Origin of the sequence: Sorangium sp. So ce381 (assembly GCF_051473845.1) — a bacterium.
Lineage (GTDB): Bacteria > Myxococcota_A > Polyangia > Polyangiales > Polyangiaceae > Sorangium > Sorangium atrum.
Window position 1 is genome coordinate 5,641,262 of sequence record NZ_CP150336.1, and the last position, 17,638, is coordinate 5,658,899.

The 17,638-nt window shown below is 72.1% G+C and carries 15 protein-coding genes; 7 read left to right on the forward strand and 8 right to left on the reverse strand.

Annotated features, from left to right (window positions below; all coding sequences use genetic code 11):
* Positions 1-9: 9 nt before the first annotated feature.
* The 4 genes from WMF29_RS21220 to WMF29_RS21235 all read left to right on the forward strand — a co-directional run bounded on the left by WMF29_RS21220 (position 10) and on the right by WMF29_RS21235 (position 5,361).
* Complete coding sequence (locus WMF29_RS21220) at positions 10-1,332, forward strand: aminotransferase class III-fold pyridoxal phosphate-dependent enzyme (protein WP_437330572.1); 1,323 nt, start codon at positions 10-12, stop codon at positions 1,330-1,332.
* 10 nt (positions 1,333-1,342) lie between these two features.
* A complete protein-coding gene (locus tag WMF29_RS21225; protein WP_437330573.1) occupies positions 1,343-2,653 on the forward strand; it encodes an MFS transporter in 1,311 nt (436 codons plus the stop codon).
* Between the two features lie 137 nt (positions 2,654-2,790).
* Positions 2,791-3,708 carry a trypsin-like serine protease gene (locus tag WMF29_RS21230; RefSeq protein WP_437330574.1) on the forward strand — a complete coding sequence of 306 codons (918 nt, stop codon included), beginning with the start codon at positions 2,791-2,793 and terminating at the stop codon, positions 3,706-3,708.
* 273 nt (positions 3,709-3,981) lie between these two features.
* The gene (locus WMF29_RS21235; RefSeq protein ID WP_437330575.1) at positions 3,982-5,361 is read left to right on the forward strand and encodes an OmpA family protein; all 1,380 of its coding nucleotides are present in this window, start codon (positions 3,982-3,984) and stop codon (positions 5,359-5,361) included.
* 77 nt (positions 5,362-5,438) lie between these two features.
* Here the strand turns inward: WMF29_RS21235 and WMF29_RS21240 are convergent, their stop codons facing one another.
* The 6 genes from WMF29_RS21240 to WMF29_RS21265 all read right to left on the reverse strand — a co-directional run bounded on the left by WMF29_RS21240 (position 5,439) and on the right by WMF29_RS21265 (position 12,688).
* Positions 5,439-6,329, reverse strand: a complete 891-nt coding sequence (locus tag WMF29_RS21240) for a hypothetical protein (protein WP_437330576.1) — start codon at positions 6,327-6,329, stop codon at positions 5,439-5,441.
* A gap of 9 nt (positions 6,330-6,338) precedes the next feature.
* Positions 6,339-6,824: a hypothetical protein gene (locus tag WMF29_RS21245; protein WP_437330577.1), complete on the reverse strand. Its 486-nt coding sequence runs from the start codon at positions 6,822-6,824 to the stop codon at positions 6,339-6,341.
* A gap of 295 nt (positions 6,825-7,119) precedes the next feature.
* A complete protein-coding gene (locus WMF29_RS21250) occupies positions 7,120-8,583 on the reverse strand; it encodes an alkaline phosphatase D family protein (protein ID WP_437330578.1) in 1,464 nt (487 codons plus the stop codon).
* A 182-nt stretch (positions 8,584-8,765) separates the two neighbouring features.
* Positions 8,766-9,896 carry a hypothetical protein gene (locus tag WMF29_RS21255; RefSeq protein WP_437330579.1) on the reverse strand — a complete coding sequence of 377 codons (1,131 nt, stop codon included), beginning with the start codon at positions 9,894-9,896 and terminating at the stop codon, positions 8,766-8,768.
* A gap of 99 nt (positions 9,897-9,995) precedes the next feature.
* Positions 9,996-11,366, reverse strand: a complete 1,371-nt coding sequence (locus tag WMF29_RS21260; protein WP_437330580.1) for an OmpP1/FadL family transporter — start codon at positions 11,364-11,366, stop codon at positions 9,996-9,998.
* Positions 11,366-12,688 (reverse strand): OmpP1/FadL family transporter, encoded by a 1,323-nt coding sequence (locus tag WMF29_RS21265; protein WP_437330581.1) that lies wholly within the window; start codon positions 12,686-12,688, stop codon positions 11,366-11,368. The genes WMF29_RS21260 and WMF29_RS21265 overlap by 1 nt, the downstream gene beginning before the upstream one ends.
* Positions 12,689-12,739: 51 nt before the next feature.
* Here WMF29_RS21265 and WMF29_RS21270 point away from each other — a divergent pair, with 51 nt between their 5' ends.
* The 3 genes from WMF29_RS21270 to tatC are packed head-to-tail and all read left to right on the forward strand — an operon-like array spanning position 12,740 to position 15,608.
* Positions 12,740-14,008, forward strand: a complete 1,269-nt coding sequence (locus tag WMF29_RS21270; protein WP_437330582.1) for a radical SAM protein — start codon at positions 12,740-12,742, stop codon at positions 14,006-14,008.
* Positions 14,009-14,052: 44 nt separating this feature from the next.
* The gene (gene tatB / locus WMF29_RS21275; protein ID WP_437330583.1) at positions 14,053-14,721 is read left to right on the forward strand and encodes a Sec-independent protein translocase protein TatB; all 669 of its coding nucleotides are present in this window, start codon (positions 14,053-14,055) and stop codon (positions 14,719-14,721) included.
* Positions 14,718-15,608, forward strand: a complete 891-nt coding sequence (gene tatC, locus WMF29_RS21280) for a twin-arginine translocase subunit TatC (protein ID WP_437330584.1) — start codon at positions 14,718-14,720, stop codon at positions 15,606-15,608. The genes tatB and tatC overlap by 4 nt, the downstream gene beginning before the upstream one ends.
* Before the next feature lie 208 nt (positions 15,609-15,816).
* Here tatC and WMF29_RS21285 read toward each other — a convergent pair whose 3' ends face one another.
* Both WMF29_RS21285 and lspA read right to left on the reverse strand, forming a co-directional pair.
* The gene (locus WMF29_RS21285; protein WP_437330585.1) at positions 15,817-16,755 is read right to left on the reverse strand and encodes a prolipoprotein diacylglyceryl transferase; all 939 of its coding nucleotides are present in this window, start codon (positions 16,753-16,755) and stop codon (positions 15,817-15,819) included.
* Between the two features lie 2 nt (positions 16,756-16,757).
* On the reverse strand, positions 16,758-17,519 hold the full coding sequence (gene lspA / locus WMF29_RS21290; protein ID WP_437330586.1) for a signal peptidase II: 762 nt from the start codon (positions 17,517-17,519) through the stop codon (positions 16,758-16,760).
* Between the last annotated feature and the right edge of the window lie 119 nt (positions 17,520-17,638).

Below are 17,638 nucleotides of genomic sequence, written 5' to 3' on the forward strand. Positions count from 1 at the left end.
ACGACAACGATGACCACACAGACGATCGACACACGGGACAGGAAGCAGGGAGGCGGCGCGCCGCAAGGCGCCGCGGAGGGGCTCCGCCTCGACCGCTCGAACGCGCTGCTCGCCGAGGCGCGAAAGCTCATCCCCGGCGTCACGCAGTCGCTCATGAAGCGGCCGGAGATGTTCGCGCTCGGCTCGTTCCCCGTGTACCTCGAGGGCGGCGAGGGCGCGCTGGTGCGCGACGTCGATGGCAACCAGTACATCGACTACATCTGCGGCCTCGGGGCGAACACGCTTGGGCACAACCACCCTGCGGTCGTCGACGCCATCCGGCGGCGGCTCGACAGGGGCATCCTTCACTCGCTGCCGACGGAGGTCGAGGTCACCGCCACGCAGGACCTCGTCGCGCTGACCCCGGGCGCCGAGATGGCGCGCTTCTTCAAGACCGGCGCGGACGCGACGTCCGCGGCCGTCCGGCTCGCCCGCCACGTGACGGGCAAGCAGAAGGTCGTCACCGTCGGCTACAACGGCTGGCACGATCACTTCATGTTCGACACCCCCGGCGTCCCGGCGGTGCTGCGCGAGTACACACACCGCATGCCGCTCATGGCCGAGGCCGACGAGCAGCCGCTGCTCGATCTCATCGCGAGCAAGGGCTCGGAGCTCGCGCTCGTGCTGCTCTCGCTGCCCTACAAGCGGTGCGTCTCGGCGGAGTACCTGCGCAAGGTGCGCGAGGCGTGCCGCGCCCACGGCGTGCTGTTCGTCCTCGACGAGGTGGTCACCGGCTTCCGGCTCGCGCTCGGCGGCGCGCAGCAGTTCTACCAGATCGAGGCTGATTTCGTGTGCCTCTCCAAGGGCATCGCCGCGGGCATGCCGCTGTCGGCGATCGCCGGGCCGCGCCAGGTGATGAGCCGGCTCTCGGAGCTCCAGGTGTCGACGACGTTCGGCGGCGAGATGCTCTCGCTGGAGGTCTGCAGGGCGGCGCTGCGCGCGTACCGCGAGACCGACTACATCTCGAAGGTCGCCGCGCTCGGGAAGCGGCTGCGCGAGGGCATCAACCGGCGCGCAGAGCAGGGCGGCTTCCCGCTGCGCGTCGTGGGGTACGACGCGATCCCCTTCTTCCTCATGGCCGAGGATCTGGCGGTCCACACGAAGCGCATGGAGCCGTTCGTCGGCGCGATGGCGAGGCGCGGCGTCCTGCTGCGGCGCGACGTCAACTTCCTCTGCGGCGCGCACACCGAGGCGCAGATCGATCACACGATCGACGCGGCGCACGACGCGCTGCTCGAGCTGGCGAGCCGCGGCGTCATCGAGCGCGGCGCGGGCCCGAAGGCCCAGAGCTGAGCCCACCGTCGTGCAGAACGCTCCCTCCGAACGGACCCTCCTGTTCCTCATCGCCGCGGTCCAGTTCGTCAACCTGCTCGACTTCATGGTCGTCATGCCGCTCGGGCCGGACTTCGCTGTCGCGCTCGGCATCCCGATGTCCGACATCGGCCTGATCGGCGGCAGCTACACAGCGGCGGCGGCGGTCTCGGGGGTCGCCGGCGCGTTCTTCCTGGACCGCTTCGACCGGCGCAGCGCGCTCGCCGTCGCGATGCTCGGCCTCGTCCTCGGCACGGCCGCGGGCGGCCTCGCCACCGGCCTGCCGAGCCTCCTCGCCGCGCGCGTGCTCGCCGGCGCCTTCGGGGGGCCCGCGACCTCGATCGCGTTCTCCATCGTCGCGGACGCGATCCCGCCGGAGCGGCGCGGCAAGGCGATGGGCGTCGTGATGGGCGCCTACTCCCTGGCCGCGGTGCTCGGGGTGCCGGCCGGCCTCGAGCTCGCGCGGCGCGGCGGCTTCCAGGCGCCGTTCTTCGCCGTCGCGGCGCTCGGGCTCGCCGTCGCGGGGCTCGCGCGGCTGCTCCTCCCCTCGATGCGCGGCCACCTCGCCGGGGCGCGGGCGCGCGCCGAGGAGGACGCCCTGCGCGAGCTCCGCGCGCTCGTCGGCCGTCCGCTCGTCCTGCTCTCGTACGCGACGACGGCGGTCATGACGATGGCGTCGTTCCTCGTCATCCCGAACATCTCGGCCTACGTGCAGCACAACCTCGGCTATCCGCGCGAGCAGCTCGGCCTGCTCTACCTCGTGGGCGGCGCGCTCACCTTCGTCGTGATGCGCACGGCGGGCGCGCTGATCGATCGCATCGGCGCGTTCCGCACGAGCCTGGTCGGGGCAACGACGCTCGTGGCCGTCCTCTATGCCGGGTTCCACGCGTACGTGCCGGGGCTGCCCGTGCTCGTCGTCTTCGTCGCCTTCATGACGGGAACGGCGATCCGCAACATCTCCCACGGCACGCTCGCCTCGAAGGTGCCGCTCCCCTCCGAACGGGCGCGCTTCGGATCCATCCAGTCGGCCGTGGATCACCTTTCGTCGGCGCTCGCCGCGTTCCTCGCGGCCCGGATGCTGCACGAGCTCCCCGATCAGCGCCTCGACGGCATGGGCGCCGTGGCCGCGCTGGCGATCGCGTTCACTCTCGCGTCGTCGTGCTTGATCTTCCTGATCGAGCGACACCTCGCCCTCGGCGCGTCGAGCAGCGCCGGCGCCGCGCGCGCTGGAGGGACGGGGCTGGTCGACGAGCGCGAGAGTCCAGAGAGCGCGACTCCAGCCGGGCGCCCCTCACCTGGCTGACCTGCTTTCCATCTCCGATTCCCCTCGGTAGAAACACCAACCTATCGGAGGCACCTCCGCTTCTGATGCTGGAGAAAAGGTCCAGGAGTCGGCTTGCACGGCCGCTCCTCACATGCTCTTTGTCGATGACCTCATCAATGGTGTCCCCGTCTCTCGTCCCGCGCCTCGCGGGATGCCTTGGCTGCCTTGTCGCGGCCCTCGTCCCCCGCATCGTCGTCGCCGTCATCCCGGCCGGAGCATCGCCTCCTCCGGTGGCGGCGGTCGCGCCAATCACGGAGGTTCCGCCGCTCGCAGAAGGCGCGCCTGGGTCCCTCATCGACGGCGCCGCGCGCGGCGTCGTCGCCGTGGCCGTGTCCCATCCGGGTCCTCTGGGCGGCGAGCGACGCGTGAGCCTGTGCAGCGGCGCGCTCGTCGAGCCGAACCTCGTCTTGACGGCGCGTCACTGCATCTCGCGCAACCTGACCGCGGCCCCTCGCTGCGATCGCTCGGGCAAGTCGCACAACGGCGATCACGTCGGCGCAGACATCGATCCTTCCGAGATCGCCATTTACACCGGGGACCATATCGATGTCTCCCGCGACGCCGCGCGGGCGCGCGCCGTGGCCACGCTGCACGGGAAAGAACGCGTCCTCTGCGACGCGGACATCGCCTATCTCGTGCTCGATCGGCCCCTCACCGACGTGGCGCCCCTGCGGATGCGCGAGGTCGGGGCGATCGATCCAGGCGACAGCGTGATCGCCGTCGGGTACGGCGGCGGAGCGTCCAACCGGCTCGGCGTCCGCGCCGCGCGCGGTCCGCGCCTCGTCGCCGCCGTCGGGCCCCGCGCCGATCCGGCGACCGGCAAGGTCCTCGGTCCCCGCGAGTTCGAGATCGAGGGGGCGACATGCGCCGGCGACTCGGGAGGCCCGGTGATCGACGCCGACCGCGGCGACGTGGTGGGCGTCACCTCGCGAGGCGCGGGGTGCACCGCGGCCGGCAACCACGTTTATACGCGCACGGACGCCTTCGCCGCGCTGACGGCCGAGGCCCGCACAGCCGCGCTCGCACAGCGCTGAGCTCCGCGCGCCATCGCCGCCGGCTCGCCTCGGCGAGCATGAGCGTGGGGACGCGCGCGGCAGGAGCAGACCGTGTGCAGCCGCGGCACAGCCCGCGATGCGCGGTCGTGCCGGCACGTCGCTCGCATCGCGCAGACTCGACGGAAGACAGACGAAGACAGACGAAGACAGACGAAGACAGACACGGGATCGACGCTCATGCGGTCAGGGTCGCGTCCGCGATGACGCTGCCTCGCCCGCGCCGATGACCACTTTCCCGGAGGGATCGGAACCATGTCGTTGCTGGACACCACCAGGGGCTTCTTGACGCCCGAGCTCATCTCGGCCGCAACGAAGGGGCTGGGCCTGAGCGATGAATCGCCGACGAGCGTGCGCGCCGCCGCGGAGAGCTCGGTGCCGACGCTGCTCGCCGGAATGGCTCAGGTCGCCTCTTCGGAGGGCGGCGCAGCGCAGCTGTTCAGGATGATCACGGAGCGGGACTACGAAGGCCTCCTCGGGAGAGCAGGGCCCCTCCGCGCCGAGCAGGCCGAGGAGCTCTCGCATCATGGGCAGTCGATGATCGCCCGCCTGTTCGGAGAGCGCGCGAGCGGGATGATCGAGCTCATCTCCCGCTCCTCCGGCGCGGAGCAGCGGTGCTCGACGGCGATGCTGGGCCTGGTCGCTCCCATCGTCGCGTGCGTGCTCGGCCGCGAGGTCAGGTCGAGAGGGCTGACCGCGCGGGGGCTCGCCGATCTGCTCTCCCATCAGAAGCAAGCCTTCAAGGACGATCCACGCGCCCCGGCGGGCCTCCCTGGCTTCCTCGCTCCCTCGATCGCGGCGAGCGCTCCTTTCGTCGCGGCGGCGCGCGAACGGCCGCGCGATGCGGTGTCGTCAGTCCCGTCCCGAATGGCGGCCTCTTCGACCCCGCTTTCCTCACGTGAAGGGCTCCTCCGCAGCACGCAGACGCGAGAATGGCTGCTCCCGACCTTGCTGGCAGCGGCGGTGCTCGGAGGCCTCTGGGCGTTCGTCCGCGAACGAAGGCTGGACCGCGCCGCCGCCGAGCCCACGCACGAAGCCCCGATCGCGGCGGCTCCGAGGGAGGACCTCGCTCGGCCCGTCGCGCCGCCGCCGCAGGCCGAGCCGCCGCGCGCCGAAGCGCCCACGGCCGCCGCGCCCAGCGAGGCGCCGCCCAGCGCGCCGGAGATCGTCGAGCAGCTCAAGATCACGGCCGGAGAGATGACGCTCCCGGGCGGCAAGGTCCTCTCCGTCGACGAGCACGGCTCCGAGGCGGAGATCGCGCGGTACCTCGACGCCGGAGCCGCGGATGGCCCCAAGCGCTTCTCGATGGAAGGCATCAACTTCCGGTTCGGGACCACGGAGCTGACCGAAGCGTCGCGACCGAAGCTCGACGCGCTGGCCACCATCCTCGACGCCTATCCCTCCGCGCGGGTGCGCATCGAAGGGCACACCGACTCCGTGGGCGGCGCCGAGGGGAACCAATCGCTCTCTCTGGCGCGAGCCCAGGCGGTGCGCGACGAGCTCGCCGCACGGCAGATCGCTCCCGATCGCATCGAGGTGGCCGGGATGGGCGCCGATCAACCGGTGGCGCCGAACGACACCGCCGGGGGACGCGCGCAGAACCGCCGGATCGACGTCACGGTCCTGAGCCGCTGAAGCGGCGGCTCACCCCCTCCACGCCAGGAGCAAGGCACCGGCGCCGGCCTGCGGAAGCAGGGTACCGGCGCCGATCTTCAGATCTCCCCGTAGGCCCTCGCGATCACCCGGCGGGCCACCGACTGGATGCCGGTGTGCTCGAAGTAGTTGGTGGCGAGATCGACCGCGGCCGCGAGGCCATCGAGCTTGCCGCCCGCCGCGCCGAGGTGCCCGCTGATCCGCTCGAGCACGCCCTGCCGCTCGATGCCCTTCTTCGCAATGAAGCCGGCGATCGCCGTTTGCGACGCGCCGAGGCTCTCTTTCATGATCTCGCGCTTGGCATCCACGCTCCCGCCTGGCAGGTATCCCAGCAGGCGCGCAAAGCGGCTTTGCTGGCCGAGCTGCTCGTCCGTCGCGCTCGAAACGGTGTCCACGACCCGAGCGAGGAAGTCGGGGCCGAGCGGGATCATGCCGTCGCACACGATCCAGGCGGCGAGGCGCATCGCGTCGTCCTTCTCGTAGCTGGCGAGCGAGGCGGCGAAGTCGCCGATGCTGTCGCCCGGCAGCCCGTTGATCGAGCAGAACGCCGCGAGCTCGGCGACGAGCTTCACGCCCGCATCGATGGCCTGGGTGGTGTCGGCCTTGGGCGTGATCTTCGACAGGAAGGAGAGAAAATCGGACGCGTCGCCGATCTTGCGCGCGATCGTCGCCACGCCGGCGAGGCCGCTCGTGTCGTCGACCAGCCGGAAGATCCGGACCGCGCGCTGGTAGCCCTGCTCCGACTCCGCATAGAGGGCGATCGCACGCTCGCCGACCTGCTGGATGAGGCCCTGATCCTCCTCGCCGGTGACGAGCTTGATCATCTCCTCGAAGCTCGTGACGTTCTTCCACTCGCCCGGCACGATGTAGTCGAGCGCCCCCAGCAGCCGAGTGGTCATGTTCGACTTCGGGAGGTCTTCGAGGATGGAGTGAATCGATTCGCGCGTCATGGGGCCCCTTCAGAGGTTCGCTAGACCGCTCAGGTCAAATCGCTTCAGCCATTCTTTTCGCGCCTCGGGGTCCAGGGTCTGGGATGACACCTTCACCTGGAAACGATTCTTGACGAGGAGCGCGGACTGGTTCTTCCCGACGGTCACGACCGGCATGCCGGCGAGGTGATCCGTCGCGCTCGCGAACTTGGCGACGACCTGGGGATCGCCCGCCGTGTCGGAGATGGATAGGGAGGCCACGTCGCCGCCGTCCTTCCGCAGCTTGGCCTCCGCGTAGCCAGGCTTCTCCGCGGTGAAGACGCGGCTCGTCCCCTCGGCTCCCTCCGGCGGGAAGAACGCATTGAACGCGGATCCTGGCTTGGTGTCAGGGGCGGCGCTCACGGCAGGCGTGGGCGCCTTGGCCGCCGCCTCGTCCCAGCGCGAGGGAGGTTCCTTCTTGCAGGCGACCAGCAAGAGCGCGGCGGCGAAGAGCAGGGACGGCGTTCTCGTGTTCATCGTGTCTCCGGTCCGGTGCTGGCGCTGCGTGCACCCCCGCGACGATCGCCAACGTCCAACGGCCAACGTCTGAGCATCGGCCGTGCCATGTCGCGGCGACTGCCGTGGCGAGGAGAGACACCGTCTCGGAGCAGGATGGCGACGAGCGGCCGCTCGTTGGATAGGCGTGCAGGACGTGCTCACGCCCCTCCGCCGTGACGGCGCGTGACCGCGGTCCCGCCGGCGCCGCCCGCTCGTCTCGGCCCCACAGGGCGTTCTCCGCTACGCGAAGGGCCAGCTCATGGCTTATCGCTGCTTACGTGTGCACTCTCGGGAGCACTTGCTCGAGGACGCCGACGGTGCCGTTGTCCTTCTCCACGTGAAAGCGGACCGACAGGTTGTTGTTCCTGTCCCAGTCATCTCCGCCGTCGCTCGGATCGAGGATCGCAAAGTTGCGGTGGGTGACGCAGTACTTGTGGTCCGATCCCGCGATCTCCCGGAGCGACCCCTTGATGTCTCCGTTGAACAGGTTCTGGCTACCGCCGTTGGTCAGCACCGAGAGGATCATGCCGAGCATCCCCTTGGGAGGTGGGCGCGCGATGCCGGATGCGGTCACCTGGTACAGGCGCGGCCGCGAGCGCGGCTTCCCGAACCCGAGGCCCGTGTCGATGTGCGCCATGGTGCCCACGTGGATATCGCCGCCCAGGAGCGTCACCTGGGTGCCAGGGCTGAAGCCGGCGAAATTCATGAGAGACATCAGGAAGCGCCTGCATTCGTTCTGGTTGTTGGAGGCCGCCCAGCCGTCCCGGATATCGTCGAGTGTGGCCTTGCTGAACACGCTCGAGAGCGCCTCGGCGGCCGCGAGCGGCAGGTAGACGACCGGCGTGCCGACCACGACAAGGAGGTGCCTGAGATCGAGCGCCGCGAGCTCGTTGAGCCTCAGCTCGAGGTCGTCGAGCTGCTGCTTGCCCAGGATCGTCCCGTTCTTCCACGAGCGCTGCGACCGCCCATCGACAGCGAGGATGGCGATGTCGCCATACTTCGCGATCCAGCCGAACCCCGAGCTGCTCAGGCGGTCCCTTGGGCTCAGCGCCATCTGAAACTCCTTGAACGCCTGCTCCGCGGCCCTGTAGCGCTCCACGGCCTGCGCGGTGCCGTCGTTGTTGTTCGACCCCCAGCCATCGTAGATCTCGTGGTCGTCCCACATCATGATGTTCGGGCAGCTCCCGAGGACCGCCGCCACGTCAGGGTGCGACCACGTCTGCGCGTAGTGCCTGCGGTACGCGGCGGTGCGCCCCTCCGAGGGCGACCACCCCGTGGGATCGCCGTCGCCGTAGATCTGGTCTCCGGCGTGGACAAGGAGGTTCACCTTGCCTTCGTCCACGAGGGCCTTGAGCGCCCGCCACATCGCCCCGCGCCGCTCCTTGGGAAACTCGTGATTGTCGATGTCGTTGCAGCTCACGAGGCCGATACGGATCGGCCCGTTCGCGACGGTGCGGAAGGCGGAGCCGTTGATGCTCAGGTTGTCCGCGGGTGTAGGGAGCGGATCTCCTGCGTCGTGCTCCACGACGCCGTAGCGAACCCTCTCGCCGCTCAGCCCGCTCAGCTCGAACGTGGCGAGCCCGAAGGGCGGCGCGCTGTTGATCGGCACGTCGAGCGTGCGAACGCCGTTGTCGTCCGCGAACGCCAGCCTCGCCCTCGCCTTGGGCCTCTCGAAGACGGCCAAGATCCTGCTGGTTGTCTGCGTCGTGTGTCCGATGACTGCGCTTTTGAACGCCATGGTCCGCCTCCCTGGCGAGAGCTCGTCAGCCTCGTTGTCTACCTGCGGTTCCGGGCAACCCGCGCGATCCGGCCCGGGGCCCCGCCTCCCGTCGACCTGGCGGGCATGATCCCCTATGTTTCGTCGCGGGCGGCCGAACGCAAGTTTTTCGGCTCGCGCCGAGGCGCTCTCACGTCTCGCGCTCACCGCGTCGGGGGCGGGAGCGCGGCGTCGGCGGGCGCGACGCCGGCGGCGACCACGGGGTAGCCCTGGCCGTCGCGCGTCCCGGCCGCCTGCGTGACGAAGAGCAGCGAGAACCCGGGGTAGATCGCCACCGAGGGTGCGCGCGGCGAGAGCGCGGACGACGCGCCGAACACCGGCGCGACAGCGCGCTCCAGCGGGCCGTCGTGGCCCAGGCGGGCGGCCAGGCCGATGGCCGAGCGCCCAGCGCTGTCCCTCCCGGCGTAGTAGACGCGAAGGAGCGGGCGACCCGTGGCGGAGACGGCGAGCGCCGGGGCGGGATCGGAGACGGCCGCGCTGTCGAAGGGCTCGCCCTCCCCCTCCGGCGCGCCGGCGCCCTCCGGGGCACCGGCGCCGACGATGGACGCCGGCGCGAGCGCGGGACCGCCGCCGACGCGCTCCCAGGCGAGGCCGTCGTCGCTGCGCGCCTCGCCAAGGAACGAGGCGCCCGCCTCGCCGGCGACCTCGTAGAACATGCGCAGCGAACCGTCGGGCAGGCGGACCACGCCGGGGCTCCTCGGGATCGCGCCGCGCTCCCAGTCGTCGCCGTCGGTGGCCGGCGCGAGCACGGGCGCCGGCTCGCGGGTGAAGGCGAGCCCATCGGCGCTGCGCGCGAGCCCGATGCCGCCCGCCGCCGCGTAGTAGAGCCAGGTCTCGCCGCGCACGAGCACCGCCGAGGGGGCCGCCACCGTGCCGCCTTCCCAGGGCAGCTCCGGCGCGAGGACCGTCACCGACGATCGCTCGAACGAGCGGCCGTCCGCGGCATCGTAGCGGACGACGGCGTTCGGCGGAGCGAGGGGGTCTGGCGGGGCGTCCTCGGGGTGGAGGGTGGCCGCGAAGAAGCCGGCGGCGGCGAGCGTCGAGGGATCGCCGTCGAGATCGACGACGGACGCGTCGCGCGCGAAGCGCTCGTCGTCCTCCATGACGTGCGGAGCCGTCCGCGCGTTGCCGAGCTCCTCCCCCGCGATCTCCCGGAACGGGCCGGCGTGGGCGTTCGGCAGGCTGCCCTCGCCGCCCTCCGACGGGAGCGTCGCGCAGGCGGCGAACAACCCTGCTGCGACGAGCGCGAGCGCCCGCAGAGACGATGGCTGCAACGCCAGACGTGGCCCAGTCCCTGGCGAACAGGCGGTGACACGACATGTGTGCCGACGTTCATCGATCTGCATGTGAAATGCCACGATGTGTGCGCCGCCTCAGAACGCCGCCGTCACCGTCGCCCCCAGGTTCAGCATCGTCCCGTCGGCCCGGTAATCCCCCACGAAATCCGCCGGATTGTCCTTCTCGACCACCACCTCCGGCAGCACCGACAGCTGCCCGTGCAGGTCGATCCGGAGCGACCCTGGCAGCTCCTCCAGCGGCCGGTTCAGCACGACGCCCGCCCCCAGCGACATCGTGTGCCGGTCCGCGTCGACGTAGTTCGTCACGCCCTCCTGCGGCGGCACCGGGGACCTCTCGTAGACGTAGCCCGCGCGGAGAGGGATCTCGATCGCGCGGCGCTCGCCCTGCCCGGCCACCTTGCGCAGGCCCCCCGCCGCCGGGATGACGTACTCGACGCCCAGCCTCGGCACGAACCGACCCCCGAACCGGAGCGGCGCGACGGCCGTGGGCCTCGGATCGTCGGGCAGGTCGATCGGCACCTCCGGCGGAGGCGCCGCCTCGAGGTGCGCCCTCGTCCTCGCCACCGGGCTCTCGTAGGCCGACCAGTTCACCCACGTCACGTCCAGGTTCACGCGGAGGCCGCGGATCCGCTGGAAGCTCGCCCCCACGACGACCTGCTGCGGCAGGAACGCGTCGACGGTGCGCGACTCGAGCTCGTACAGGAGCGGCACCTCGATGCCCGCGAAGTCCACGACCCCCTGCAAGCGCGCGTCGATCGCGAGGGGGAGCTTCGCCTCCCCGCGGTAGGCGATGCCCACGAAGCCGAGCTCTCCGGCGCGCACCCGGGCGCCGAGGTGCGGATAGCGGATCGACGTGAGATCCGCGTCCACCTCGTGCCGGAGCGCCGAGTCGTAGGGAGACAGCGCGTCCGCGCGGCCCGTCACCGCGAAGCGGCCCCGCGTCGAGGCGAGGAACGCGACGCCGCCGCCGAGCTCGAGGAACGGGAGCGGGCGGACCGCGACGCTCGCGGCGAGGAAGAGGATCGACAGCCGGTCGTCGTAGAGCTCCCAGCGCGGCGTCTCCTGGCGGATCGCCTTGATCCGCGACAGCCCGTCGTCCGGCAGGAACGTCGCCAGGCCGAGCGCGAACGGCACCCCGAGCACCTCGCCGGGCACGACCAGGCCGCCCGCGAGCCCGTGGACGTCGCGCACGCCGCTGTCGCGGCCGTTCGTGCGCAGGCGGTTCGACGCGTAGCCGTAGCCGATCGAGAGGCCGAGGCCCGTCGCGCCGCAGAGGCCCGCCGGGTTGTAGTAGCTCGCCGAGAAATCGGTCGCGTCCGCCACGAGCGCGCCGCCCATCGAGGCGCCGCGCGAGCCGAGGCCATACGCGTCGGGCGCATGCGCGCGCGCTCGCCCCGCGGCGGCGAGCGAGAGCAGCGCGGCAGCGGCGCAGGGGAGCCGGCGCATCAGAACGCCACCCCGAGCGTCGTCCCGCCCGCGACGAGCACGCCCCGCGTGCGCACGGGGCCGGCGCCGCCCTCCCCCACGCCCGCCGCTCCCTCCTCCCGCTTCCGGTGCGCGCGCGGCAGGAGCAGCTGGACCTGGCCGAACAGGTCCAGCGTCAACCGCGGCAGCGGCGCCGAGAGCGCGAGCCCGTAGCCGAGCGAGAGCGCGACGCGCGCGTTGTCGTAGACGTTGGACGCGCCCGTCTGCTCGGGCGCGGGCGACGGCTCGAAGAACGCGCCGGCGCGCGCGTGCGCCGTGGCGCCCCGCCCCAGCGCGAGGCTGCGCTCCACGCCGGCGCGCGGCACGACCGTGTCCGAGTACCCCGGATCCTCGGGCGCCGGCGCCACGCACGAGCCGGCGAACGGCTCGCCCGTCTCGGGGTCGACCTCCGGGCAGCGCACCGTCGCCTCGAGCGCTCCGGGGTAGTCCGACCAGCGCTTGTACGTCGCGCCGATCGCCACCTTCCACGGCCCCTTCACGCGCGCCACCTCGAGCGCGATCTGCGCGGGATCGTACTGCGCGATCCCCGCGATGTGGAGCGGCGGCACGGCGATTCCCCCGAGATCCTCGGCGTGGATGACGACGTTGAACCGCCCGACGAGCGCGCCGCGGAGCGTGGCCCCGACGCGGTAGGCGCCGACGTCGTAGCTCGCGCCGAGGATCGGCCCGTAGCTCGCGACGAGCGTGTCCTCGACGAGGGTGCCCACGCGGCCGGAGGCGTCGGTCGCCACAGTCACCGCGCCGGACAGCGCCGCCAGCGCGGCGAAGCCGGCGCCCACCCGGACGCCGCGGCCCAGCCGCGCGCCGAGCGCCGCCTGCACCGCGACCGACTGGGTGCGATCCGCCAGCGGGAACTGCGGCGTCTCCGGGTAGAGGATCCGCCCGCGGACCACCACGTCGAACGGCGCGAAGAAGCCGAGGCCGATCGTCACGCGATCCGCGAGCGCGCCGCCGAACGGGATCGGCACCGTCGCGCCGATCACGCTGCCGCGCAGCGGCGCGTAGGACAGCCGCACGTCGCCGGCGCGGAGGTCGAAGATCGCGCCGGCGAGCCCCAGCGTGAGCCGGCGCTCGCGCGACAGCGACAGGAGCGCCGGGTTCGCGTGGACGGCCTCGTAGCCCTCCGCTGCCGCGGCGCCGGTCGCGCCCAGGGCGCTCGATCGCGCGCCGAAGCCGAGCACGTCCTCCGGCGACGCCTGCGCCGCGGCGCCGTGTGCGAGGGCGAGCCCCGCCGCCAGGAGCGGCGCGAACCCGCGCCCCCTCCGGCGGATCCGGCGAAACATGCGCGCGCGACCGTAGACTGGGCCGCCCTGGCGCGCTAGTCGGTATCCGCCGTGGATCTCAGCCCTCGAAGCAGCCCGGACGAACGCCGCCCCCGCCTCGCGCTCCAGGCCGTGCTGCCGGAGGAGCTCGCCGGAGCGTGCGGCATCGACATCGCGGACGCGCGCCGCATCGTCTCCCTGGCGCACCGCCTCGGCGAGCTCCCCTCGCGCGCGCCCGCGACCGTCCGGCGCGCCGCGCTCGACGCGGCGCGCTCGGCGGGCGAGATCAGGACGCTCGCGCTCGTCGAGCGGCGCGCGAGCGCCGAGGATCCGTTCGTGAAGTACGCCTTCCGCCTCGAGGACGGGGCGATGGTCGAGTCGGTGCGCATCCCGCTCGAGCGGCCGGGCCGGTACTCGGCGTGCGTGAGCTCGCAGGTCGGCTGCGCGCTCGCGTGCGCCTTCTGCGCCACCGGGCGCATGGGCCTCACGCGCAACCTGGAGGCCTGGGAGATCGTCGAGCAGGTGCGGCTCATCCGCCGCGATCTCGACGCCACCGTCGGAGGCGGCGCGCGCGTCCATGGAGTGCTGTTCCAGGGCATGGGCGAGCCGCTCGCCAACGCCGACCGGGTCATCCAGGCGATCCGGGTGCTCTCCGAGCCGAGCGCGCAGGCCATCGACATGCGCAACATCACCGTCTGTACGGCGGGGCTCCCGTCCGGCATCCGGCGGCTCGCGGCCGAGGTCCCCGCGGTCCGGCTCGGCCTGTCGCTCGGCTCGGTGCGCCCCGGCAAGCGGCGCCTGCTCATGCCGATCGACGGCGCGCACCCGCTCGACGAGGTCCTCGCGGCCGTGGGCGAGCACGCGCGCGCGAGCGGGCACGCGCCGATGTGGGCGTACACGCTCCTCGCGGACCAGAACGACACGGACGACGACGCCGCGTGCCTGGCCGCGCTCGCCCGCGGCTTCGCGGCGCAGCACGGCATCTCTCCCCGGCTCAGCCTCATCCCCTACAACGCGATCGGCGCGCCCGGCGATCTTCTGCCCTCGCCGGGCGGCGGCGATGAACGCGGCGCGTCGGCCGATCCGTTCGTGCGCTCGGCGCGGCTCGACGCGTTCCGCGCGGTCCTCTCCGCCGCCGGCGTCGGCTCGATCGTGCGCTACTCGGGCGGGGGCGACGTCGGCGCGGCGTGCGGGCAGCTCGCGCGGCCTTTGGCGGACGCGCAGCGGCCGGGCGGCCGCCGGGCGCCGCCCCGCGCCGGGGCGGCCGCGGGCGCGGCCGACGCCGGGGCGGCCGCGGGCGCAGCCGACGCCGGGCCAGGCGCGCCGCCCAGGCCAGCGTGAGCGTCGCTATGGATCCCCGCTCCCGCGCGCGCTAGCTTGCGCGCGTGTTCGGCTTCAGCTTCAGCGAGATCATGGTGCTCGCCATCGTGGGCATCATCGTGGTCGGTCCCCGGCGACTGCCAGCGATGATGCGGACAGCGGGGAGCTGGGTCGCCAAGCTCCGCCGCTTGAGCACGGATCTCCGGACGCAGAGCGGCATCGACGATCTGATCCGCCAGGAGGGGCTGGAGCGTGAGCTCCGCGAGCTCCGCGCCCTGTCGCGGGTCAACGTGATCGAGACGCTCGTGAACCCCGTCGTCGGCGCCGTGACCGCCGGTACGGTCGCCTCGTCCACGCCGCGCGTGAGGCCGCCGGATCCCGAGCCGCCGCCGCCGCCCGACGTGAAGCCGCTCCGGGAGCGCGAGTACCCCGTCCTCGGCTGCGACGCCTACGGCGTGACGCTGGACGCGGCGCCGGACGGCGCGACCAGCCTGCCGGCCGCAGCAGAGAGCGCGACCCCCACGGAGACCGCGAACGCGGCGGACGCCACGGCCGGCGTGGCCGGCGCAGACACCACGGCTGGCGCGGCAGACGCCACGGCCGACGCGGGATCAGCCGCGGCGACAGCGACAGCGACCGCGGCCGCAGACACCGCCACGGTCACAGCGACCGCGGCCCCAGACACCGCCGCGGCGACGCAGGGCCTGGCGACCGGAAACGGAGCGACGTCATGAGCCAGGAGCAGGCGGCGGCGGTGAAGAGCGGCTCCCCGGAGGCGACGGGCGCGCCGAGCGACGCCGCGGCGGAGCCCGACGAAGACAAGCCGATGTCGTTCTGGGAGCACCTCGACGAGCTGCGCAAGCGGCTCGTCCGGAGCATCCTTGTCTTCTTCGCGGCCTGCGTCGTGGGGTGGGAGGTGCGCGAGGAGCTCTTGCACTTCCTGACCGTCCCGTTCGTGCAGGCGTGGCGGGAGCAGAACCTGCCGGGCAACCCCTCGCTCCACTTCGGCGCGCCCGCGGCCGCCTTCGTCGCTTACTTCAAGCTGTCGATGATCGGCGGCGCGGCGATGGCCTCGCCGTTCATCTTCTACCAGCTGTGGGCGTTCGTCGCGCCCGGCCTCTACGCCCGCGAGAAGCGCTACGTCATCCCGTTCGTCCTGTTCTCGACGATCCTGTTCGTCGGCGGCGGCCTGTTCGGCTGGCGTGCGGCCTTCCCGATCTCGTTCGGTTACTTCCTCAGCCTGGCCGGCACGGTCGGCGGCGACGGGGTGACGATCACGCCGACCGTGATGATGGGCGACTACCTCGACTTCGTCGCCCAGCTCCTGCTCGGCTTCGGGATCATCTTCGAGATCCCGCTCATCGTGCTCTTCCTCTCCATCGCCGGCCTCGTCAACTACATCCAGCTCATCATGTTCGGCCGCTGGTTCGTGTTCGGCGCCTTCGTCGTGGCCGCCGTCCTGACGCCGCCGGACGTCACGAGCCAGCTCGTCATGGCCGTGCCGATGTGCCTGCTCTACGTGCTCTCGATCGGCCTCGCGTACATCTTCGGCAAGCCGCCGACCGACGCCCAGCGCGCGGCCTACAAGGCGCGCAAGGACAAGGAAGTCACCAAGGGCTGACGGGCGGCGCGGCGCAGCTCGAAACGCTGCGCTCTCTCGTCCGTGCGCCCTCCTCGGCGACCGGCGCAGCTCGATACGCTGCGCTCTCTCGTCCGCGCCGCCCTCCTCGGCGACCGGCGCAGCTCGGTACGCTGCGCCCCCTCGGCGACGGCGCAGCTCAAAACGCTGCGCCCCCTCCTCCGCGCACCGTCCTCCGCCGCGGCGGAGGTCAGGCGGCGGGCGCGGCCGCCGCGGGCGCTGCCTTCCGGGTCCGCGCCACGTGGATCGCGACCGCGGCGCCGGCCATCGCGAGCCCGATGAGCTGCGACGTCGACAGGCCGAGGAGGCCCCCGCGGTCGTCGGCGCGCACGAACTCGAGCACGAAGCGCCCGAGCGCGTAGAGGCCGAGGAACGTCGCGAAGACCTGCCCGTCGTACCGCTTCCGGCCGTGCACGTAGAGCAGGCAGATCGCCGCGATGGCGAACGACATCGCCGACTCGTAGATCTGCGTCGGGTGCACCGGGTGCGACGGCAGGCGCGGGCTCGTGAGCTCGAGCAGCTTGAACTGCGCCTCGCTCGCGGGGCTGTTCGGCGGGAACGAGAGCCCGAACGCCCCCTCGGTGCGCAGGCCGAAGCAGCAACCGGCGAGCAGGCAGCCCATCCGGCCGAACCCGAGGCCCAGCGGGACGGCGAAGCCCGCCATGTCCGCCGCCTTCCAGAACGGGAACCGATCGCGCTTGAGCAGCCAGTACGCCATCCCCGACGCGCCAAGGAAGCCGCCGTAGTACGTCAGGCCGCCGGCCCAGAACTTCGCCCACGCCAGGCAATCGCGCTCGATCGGGTGGCAGACCCCCTTCGCCGCGTCCCAGACGCCGTGGTACCGCGACGCGCAGAGCGCCTGCTCGACCTTCCAGTCGACGAGCGACGGGTCGGTGCACAGGTGCACGTAATCCCAGAAGTAGCCGTCGGCGACGACGTGGAGGAGCCTGCCGCCGACGACACCCGCGAGCAGGCAGGCGAGCCCCAGGTCGACGATCACGTCCGGATTCTGGCCAATCCGCCGCGCCCACAGCGCGCCGATGGCCGTCGCGAAGAGGAAGCCGGTCAGCAGCAGCAGGAAGTAGGCGGGGAACGCGACGTCGAGCAGGCGGAACAGCTCGGGCCGCATGGTCAGCCCGCGGACGCCTTCGCGCCGGACGCCTTGCCGGCGAGCTCGGGGCGGTGGGGGGAGAACATGTCGATCGCCATCAGCCCGACGCCCACGACGATCGCGATGTCGGCCACGTTGAACGTCGGCCACACGAACGTCGAGGTGAGCCGGATCTGGATGAAATCGATGACGAACCCGTAACGGATGCGGTCGACGAGGTTCCCGAGCGCGCCGCCGAGCACGAGCGGCAGCCCCCACCTGAGCGCGATCTGGGAGGGGTGGAGCTTGCGGTACAGCGAGACGATGAAGACGATCGCCGCGAGCGAGACCAGCAGGAAGAACGGGCGGCGGATCGCCTCGCTCTCGTCGCCCAGGATGCCCCACGCCCCGCCGTGGTTCTTCGCGAAGATCAGGTTCAGGTGATCCTTGATCACCTCGATCTTCCGGAACGAGAGCGGCCGCGGCGCGGCGGTGAGGTCCGTGAGCGCCTGCGGATCCAGCCGGTCCTTGGCCCACCACTTCGAGCCGAGATCGGCGGCCAGGGTGATGGCCGAGACGGCGATCAGGAACACGTACGACGGCCGGTAGGTGGGCTTCGTCGGCGCGACAACGTCGTCGGCGTCCCCCTCCTGCGAGGAGCCGCGCCCGTCGTGGTCGCGTTCGCCGGCGGAGGCCAGCGGCTCGCCGGCCGGCGCGTTGTTCACGGGGGCGGAGCGATGCGACTCCGCATGGGCACCTTCGTTCTCGGCGGGAGCGTCTCGCGGCGTCGCTTCTTCAGTCATGCGGAGCGCGTTCCTCTACGACAAACCGAGCGCTCCGGCAAAGGCTTCCCTCCGCGGGCGCCGCCGCGCGCGTCTTTCACGTCTTGCGCGTCGCAGGTGCCTTGCGTGACTTGCGTGAC

What these genes read in the sequence shown, in the direction of transcription:
- WMF29_RS21260 (WP_437330580.1), bottom strand. Translation starts at nt 11,366, where the DNA reads ATGCGCCGGCTCCCCTGCGCCGCTGCCGCGCTGCTCTCGCTCGCCGCC.
- WMF29_RS21220 (WP_437330572.1), top strand. Translation starts at nt 10, where the DNA reads ATGACCACACAGACGATCGACACACGGGACAGGAAGCAGGGAGGCGGC.
- tatC (WP_437330584.1), top strand. Translation starts at nt 14,718, where the DNA reads ATGAGCCAGGAGCAGGCGGCGGCGGTGAAGAGCGGCTCCCCGGAGGCG.
- WMF29_RS21245 (WP_437330577.1), bottom strand. Translation starts at nt 6,824, where the DNA reads ATGAACACGAGAACGCCGTCCCTGCTCTTCGCCGCCGCGCTCTTGCTG.
- WMF29_RS21250 (WP_437330578.1), bottom strand. Translation starts at nt 8,583, where the DNA reads ATGGCGTTCAAAAGCGCAGTCATCGGACACACGACGCAGACAACCAGC.
- WMF29_RS21265 (WP_437330581.1), bottom strand. Translation starts at nt 12,688, where the DNA reads ATGTTTCGCCGGATCCGCCGGAGGGGGCGCGGGTTCGCGCCGCTCCTG.
- lspA (WP_437330586.1), bottom strand. Translation starts at nt 17,519, where the DNA reads ATGACTGAAGAAGCGACGCCGCGAGACGCTCCCGCCGAGAACGAAGGT.
- WMF29_RS21230 (WP_437330574.1), top strand. Translation starts at nt 2,791, where the DNA reads ATGGTGTCCCCGTCTCTCGTCCCGCGCCTCGCGGGATGCCTTGGCTGC.
- WMF29_RS21285 (WP_437330585.1), bottom strand. Translation starts at nt 16,755, where the DNA reads ATGCGGCCCGAGCTGTTCCGCCTGCTCGACGTCGCGTTCCCCGCCTAC.
- WMF29_RS21235 (WP_437330575.1), top strand. Translation starts at nt 3,982, where the DNA reads ATGTCGTTGCTGGACACCACCAGGGGCTTCTTGACGCCCGAGCTCATC.
- WMF29_RS21240 (WP_437330576.1), bottom strand. Translation starts at nt 6,329, where the DNA reads ATGACGCGCGAATCGATTCACTCCATCCTCGAAGACCTCCCGAAGTCG.